Raw genomic sequence first — 5,360 nt, 5'->3', positions numbered from 1 at the left:
CCCTTCGCCCCCGGGAGACCCCATGCACCCCTTGCGCATCCTCGACCGCCTCGAGGAGATCCTGATCGCGAGCCTGATGGCGGGCGCGACGCTGCTGATCTTCGTCGCGGTCGTCCACCGCTATGCGTCGGGCATCGACGCGCTCTACTCCGTCACCGCGGCGATCCACCTCTCCTGGGCCCAGGAGCTGTGCATCTACATGTTCGTCTGGATGGCGAAATTCGGCGCCGCCTATGGCGTGCGAACCGGCATCCATGTCGGGGTCGACGTGGCGGTGAACCAGCTTCCCCCCGCCTGGCGCAACCGGATCGTGCTGTTCGGGCTCTTCTGCGGCGCCCTGTTCACGGCGATCGTCGGCACGATGGGCGCGCGCTTCGTCTACGGGCTCGTCGATACCGACCAGACCACGCCTGATCTCGAGATCCCGAGCTGGGTCGTCTACCTGGCAATTCCCTTGGGCTCCTATCTGATGTGCTTCCGCTTCCTTCAGGTGGCGTGGAGCTTCTGGCGCACCGGGGACCTGCCTCACCACGATCCGGGCCATGTCGAGGGCGTGGTCGAGAGCCCGCAGGCGGCGGACGATCTGGCTCACGAAATCCGTACCGGAGGTTCCGCGCGATGAATGCCGCCATCATCTTCGGGCTGCTCATCGCCCTGATGCTCACCGGCATGCCGATCTCGATCGCGCTCGGCCTCTCGGTGCTCACCTTCCTGTTCACCATGACCACCGTGCCGATCGAGGCGGTGGCGCTCAAGCTGTTCACCGGGATCGAGAATTTCGAGATCATGGCGATCCCGTTCTTCATCCTGTCGGGCAACTTCCTCACCCATGGCGGCGTCGCCCGGCGGATGATCAACTTCGCCACCGCGATGGTCGGCCACTGGCACGGAGGCCTCGGGCTGGCCGGGGTGATGGCCTGCGCGCTGTTTGCCGCCATCTCGGGGTCGAGCCCGGCCACCGTGGTGGCGATCGGCTCGATCATCCTGCCCGCCATGGTGGCTCAAGGATTCCCGAAGCGCTTCGGCGCCGGCGTCATCACCACCTCCGGCGCGCTCGGCATCCTGATCCCGCCCTCGATCGTGATGGTGATGTACTCGGTGGCCACCAGCGGCGCGGTGGTGACCGGGCCCGACGGCCAGCGGGTCTCGTCGGCCTCGATCTCGACCCTGTTCGTCGCCGGCGTGATCCCGGGCCTGATGCTGGCGGCTTTGCTGGGCTTCACCACCTGGTACCGGGCGCGCAAGTTCGGCTATCCGCGCATGCCAAAGGCGACGTGGTACGAGCGCTGGGTCGCGTTCCGCAAGTCGGTCTGGGGCCTCCTGCTGATCGTGCTGGTCCTGGGCGGCATCTATAGCGGCGCCTTCACGCCGACCGAGGCGGCGGCGGTCAGCGCGGTCTATGCCTTCGTCATCGCGCTGTTCGTCTATCGGGATCTCACCTGGCGCGACGTGCCGCGGGTGCTGCTCGATTCGGCCAACATGAGCGCGATGCTGCTCTACATCATCACCAATGCGGTCCTGTTCTCGTTCCTGATGACGAGCGAGCAGATCCCGCAGGCTATGGCGGGCTGGATCACCGGAGCGGGCCTGAACTGGGTCGTCTTCCTGCTGATCGTCAACATCCTGCTGCTCGTCGCCGGCAACGTGATGGAGCCCTCCTCCATCGTGCTCATCATGGCGCCGATCCTGTTCCCGATCGCCGCCAAGCTCGGCATCGATCCGGTGCATTTCGGCATCATGATGGTGGTCAACATGGAGGTCGGCATGTGCCACCCGCCGGTCGGGCTCAACCTCTACGTGGCCTCGGGCATCACCCGCATGGGCATCACCGAACTGACCATCGCGGTCTGGCCGTGGCTGCTGACCATGCTGATCTTCCTGGTGGTCGTCACCTACGTCCCGGCGATCTCGCTGTGGCTGCCGCGGATGCTCGGGATGATGTGAGATCCTGCCGAACGCTGTAGGCTCCGGGTGGTGTCGTCATCCCCCGGAGATTCGCCATGGGCCTCGTCTTCCCGGTCATCCTCGGTTCGGTCCGCGAAGGGCGCAACGGCCTGCGCGCCGCCCGCTATCTGGTCCGGAGCCTCGAGGCTCGTGGCCACGACGCGCCGCTGGTCGATCCGGCCGATCTCGGCCTGCCGCTTTTGACGCGGATGTACAAGGAATACCCTCAGGGCGAGGCGCCCGCGGCGCTGGAGCGGCTCGCCGCCCTCTTCCGCCGGGCGGACGGCTTCGTGGTGGTCTCGGCGGAGTACAACCACAGCATCCCGCCGGCCCTGTCGAACACCCTCGACCACTTTCTGGAGGAATATTTCTGGCGGCCCTCGGCGATCGTCTGCTACTCGGCTGGCCGCTACGGCGGCGTCCGGGCGGCGATGCAGCTGCGCGCCATGCTGGGCGAACTCGGCACCCCGAGCATCCCCTCGCTGCTGCCGATCCCCGAGGTGCACAAGGCCCTGGACGAGGACGGCCACCCGCTCCAGCCGTGGCTCGAACGTCCGGCCGGGCGCTTCCTCGACGAGCTGACCTGGTACGCGGAGGCCCTGCGGGAGAAGCGGCACGGCGGCGTGCCGTACTGAACGCTTCGGCCGGCGCCGAAGCCTGCGCGGGTCGCGCCGGGATAGCGTCCGGCACCGGCCACGATCGCGCCGGCGGGGACCGACCATGAGCCTGGACGCCGCCTTCCGCCATATCCACAAGCAATGGCACGACGCGGTCGTGCGTCGCGACATCGACGGGGTGATGGCGCTCTACGCCGACGACGCCGTCTTCGAGAGCCCGCTGGTCTGGGCGTCTCAGCCCGAGGGCGGCACCGGGGTGCTGATGGGCAAGGCGGCGATCCGGGATTTCTTCGCGCGCGGGTTCCGGTCGCCGCAGAATGGCCTCGGCCGCTGGTACCGCACCGGCATCTGCTTCACGCAGGGGCATCAGCTGGCCTGGGAATACCCGCGCGAGACGCCCGACGGCGATCAGATCGACCTGATCGAGATGATCGACGTCGCGCACGGGCTCATCGCCCATCACCGGGTCTATTGGGGCTGGGTCGGCATGCGGACGCTCTCGCGCCTGCCCGGGCGGTAGCCCGGGCCGACGAGGTGGGCCGCCCTCAGACCACCCCCGCCCGCAGAATGTCGTGGATGTGCAGGATGCCGACCGGGCGCCCGCGCTCCACCGCGAACAGGGCGGTGATCTGGCTGCGGTTCATCAGCTCCAGGGCGGCGCTGGCGAAGGTGCCCGGGGTGGTGGTGATCGGGGCGGGCGTCATGATCTCCTCGACCCGGCGGGCGAGGAGGTCGCTATGGCGGTCGCCCCGGCTCATGTGGCGGCGCATGTCGCCGTCGGTGATCATGCCGACGAGCCGGCCGCCCTCGTCGACGATGCCGGCGCAGCCGAAGCGCTTGCCCATCACGGCGATCAGCGCCTCCGAGACCCGGATGCCGCGGGGCACGAGCGGCATCTCCTCGCCGGCATGCATCAGCTGGGCCACGGTCTTCAGCCGGGCCGCGAGCTTGCCGCCCGGATGGAACACCTTGAAGTCGCTGGCCGAGAAGCCGCGGCGCTCGAGCAGGGCCACCGCCAGCGCGTCGCCGAGCGCGAGCTGGATCACGCTCGACGAGGTCGGCGCGAGGTTGTGCGGGCAGGCTTCCTTGACGAGCGGCAGCGGCAGCAGGATGTCGGCCGCCTGGCCGAGCGTGCTGCCCGGGTTCGAGGTCATGCCGATCAGCGTCACGGCGAAGCGCCGCGAGAAGCTGATGAGGTCGCCGAGTTCGGCCGTCTCGCCGGACCAGGACAGCGCGATCACGATGTCCTGCTGGGTGATCATGCCGAGGTCGCCGTGGCTGGCCTCGCTCGGGTGGATGAACGAGGCCGGCGTCCCGGTGGAGGCGAGCGTCGAGGCGATCTTGCGCCCGATATGGCCGCTCTTGCCGATGCCCGATACGATCACCCGGCCCGGGATGTCGTGGATCGCCGCCACGGCGGCGCCGAACCCGGCCTTCAGCTCCTGGTCGAGGGCGCGGGCCAGCGTCAGGAGCGCCTCGGCCTCGGTGCGGACGCTGCGGATGGCGGAGAAATGCGCCGCCTCGACCACCTGCGCCACCACACCCTCTTGCGCGCTGCCTCGAGCCGCCTCGTAGCTCCCGGCCCGGTTCGAACTCTCCATCGTGCCCCTCGACTCCGCCGTGGTCGTTCCGAAAGGCTGAGCCTGCCGACTCATTTGCGGCCAGAATGCGTGCGCGCCGCCGGGGGGCCGGAAATTTTCGCGCCCTCCGGCGCCGCTGTGGCGCCGACGCCTCAGGCCCCGCGCCGCGATCCCCCGAGATAGCTTTCGACCAGGGCGGTCAGCTCGGCGGCGGTCTCGGCCACGTTGTGGTCGGCGGTGTCGATCACCGCGCGGGCGCGGGCATAGAGCGGCTCGCGGCTCATCAGCACCGCCCGGATCTCCCGCAGGGCGTTGTCGCTGTCCGGCATCCGGGCCTGGACGAGGCCCTTGGCCGCCTGCTCGCGCACCCGGTGGATGTGCTCCTCCGGCCGCGCCTTCAGCCAGACGGTGAAGAACGAGGACAGCAGCAGATCGAAGGTGACGGGCTCGGCGACGATGCCGCCGCCGGTCGCCAGGACCATCGGGCCCGGCCGTTCGGCGAGGCGCCGGAGCGCCCCCTGCTCCAGGCGGCGATAGGTCTCCTGACCGTAGATCGCGAAGATCTCCGCCACCGACAGACCGTTCTCGCGCTCGATCTCGCGGTTCAGCTCGACGAAGGTCCAGCCCATCCGCTCGGCGAGAATCCTCCCGAGGGTCGACTTGCCGGCGCCGCGCAGGCCGATCAGCGCCACGCGCTGCGTCGGCCCCTCCCCGGGGGCGGCCGCGCCCGAGAGGATGCGCTTGGCCTCGGCGATCTGGTCAGGGCGCGCGGTCTCCAGGAGATCGCGCACCACCGGCCAGTCAGGCGGGCTCTCGACCTCGGCGATCAGATCCTCGAGCCGCACGCCCATGGCGATCGCGACGCGGCGCAGGAGGATGATCGAGACGTTGCCCTGCCCGCCTTCGAGCTGCGCGATGTAGCGCTCCGAGAGGCCGGAGGTCTGCGACAGCACCTTGCGCGACATCGCCCGCACGGAGCGCATGGTCCGCACGCGCTGGCCGAGAATCGTCAGGAAGTCGGCTTCCGCGTCTCCGGCCTCCGAGGCGCTGGCCTCCGGGGGCTCGTCCACGTCCGGGCGTGATCCGATCTTGCTCGACATGGCGGGCCTCACCGGAAGCGATCGGCGAAGCGGCGGCTCCGTCCGGGCGGCGGGAGGGCGGGACCGGTGGGGACAGCGTGACGGGTCATGGGACCATTTGGTGTCTCTTATACACATTT

General features: G+C 69.3%; 6 protein-coding genes. 4 read left to right on the top strand and 2 right to left on the bottom strand.

What is annotated here, in order from left to right:
• Window positions 1-22 precede the first annotated feature (22 nt).
• The 4 genes from VP06_RS22995 to VP06_RS22980 all read left to right on the top strand — a co-directional run bounded on the left by VP06_RS22995 (window position 23) and on the right by VP06_RS22980 (window position 3,081).
• The gene (locus VP06_RS22995) at window positions 23-622 is read left to right on the top strand and encodes a TRAP transporter small permease (RefSeq protein WP_048466124.1); all 600 of its coding nucleotides are present in this window, start codon (window positions 23-25) and stop codon (window positions 620-622) included.
• A complete protein-coding gene (locus VP06_RS22990; protein WP_048466123.1) occupies window positions 619-1,944 on the top strand; it encodes a TRAP transporter large permease in 1,326 nt (441 codons plus the stop codon). The genes VP06_RS22995 and VP06_RS22990 overlap by 4 nt, the downstream gene beginning before the upstream one ends.
• A gap of 56 nt (window positions 1,945-2,000) precedes the next feature.
• A complete protein-coding gene (locus VP06_RS22985; RefSeq protein WP_048466122.1) occupies window positions 2,001-2,579 on the top strand; it encodes an NADPH-dependent FMN reductase in 579 nt (192 codons plus the stop codon).
• An 85-nt stretch (window positions 2,580-2,664) separates the two neighbouring features.
• Complete coding sequence (locus VP06_RS22980) at window positions 2,665-3,081, top strand: nuclear transport factor 2 family protein (protein WP_048466121.1); 417 nt, start codon at window positions 2,665-2,667, stop codon at window positions 3,079-3,081.
• Between the two features lie 25 nt (window positions 3,082-3,106).
• Here the strand turns inward: VP06_RS22980 and VP06_RS22975 are convergent, their stop codons facing one another.
• Both VP06_RS22975 and VP06_RS22970 read right to left on the bottom strand, forming a co-directional pair.
• Entirely contained in the window at window positions 3,107-4,162 is a 1,056-nt protein-coding gene (locus tag VP06_RS22975; protein WP_082167567.1) for a KpsF/GutQ family sugar-phosphate isomerase, read from the bottom strand.
• 131 nt (window positions 4,163-4,293) lie between these two features.
• Entirely contained in the window at window positions 4,294-5,241 is a 948-nt protein-coding gene (locus VP06_RS22970) for a helix-turn-helix transcriptional regulator (protein ID WP_048466119.1), read from the bottom strand.
• Between the last annotated feature and the right edge of the window lie 119 nt (window positions 5,242-5,360).

The sequence above is a fragment of the Methylobacterium aquaticum genome (genome assembly GCF_001043915.1).
GTDB classification, from domain to species: Bacteria; Pseudomonadota; Alphaproteobacteria; order Rhizobiales; family Beijerinckiaceae; genus Methylobacterium; species Methylobacterium aquaticum.
Note: the sequence above shows the minus strand (reverse complement) of the source record. Positions and strands in the feature narration are given on the sequence as shown.

Excerpts from the sequence above, each read along its gene's own strand:
- VP06_RS22985 (WP_048466122.1), top strand. The coding sequence starts at position 2,001 with ATGGGCCTCGTCTTCCCGGTCATCCTCGGTTCGGTCCGCGAAGGGCGC.
- VP06_RS22970 (WP_048466119.1), bottom strand. The coding sequence starts at position 5,241 with ATGTCGAGCAAGATCGGATCACGCCCGGACGTGGACGAGCCCCCGGAG.
- VP06_RS22995 (WP_048466124.1), top strand. The coding sequence starts at position 23 with ATGCACCCCTTGCGCATCCTCGACCGCCTCGAGGAGATCCTGATCGCG.
- VP06_RS22980 (WP_048466121.1), top strand. The coding sequence starts at position 2,665 with ATGAGCCTGGACGCCGCCTTCCGCCATATCCACAAGCAATGGCACGAC.
- VP06_RS22975 (WP_082167567.1), bottom strand. The coding sequence starts at position 4,162 with ATGGAGAGTTCGAACCGGGCCGGGAGCTACGAGGCGGCTCGAGGCAGC.
- VP06_RS22990 (WP_048466123.1), top strand. The coding sequence starts at position 619 with ATGAATGCCGCCATCATCTTCGGGCTGCTCATCGCCCTGATGCTCACC.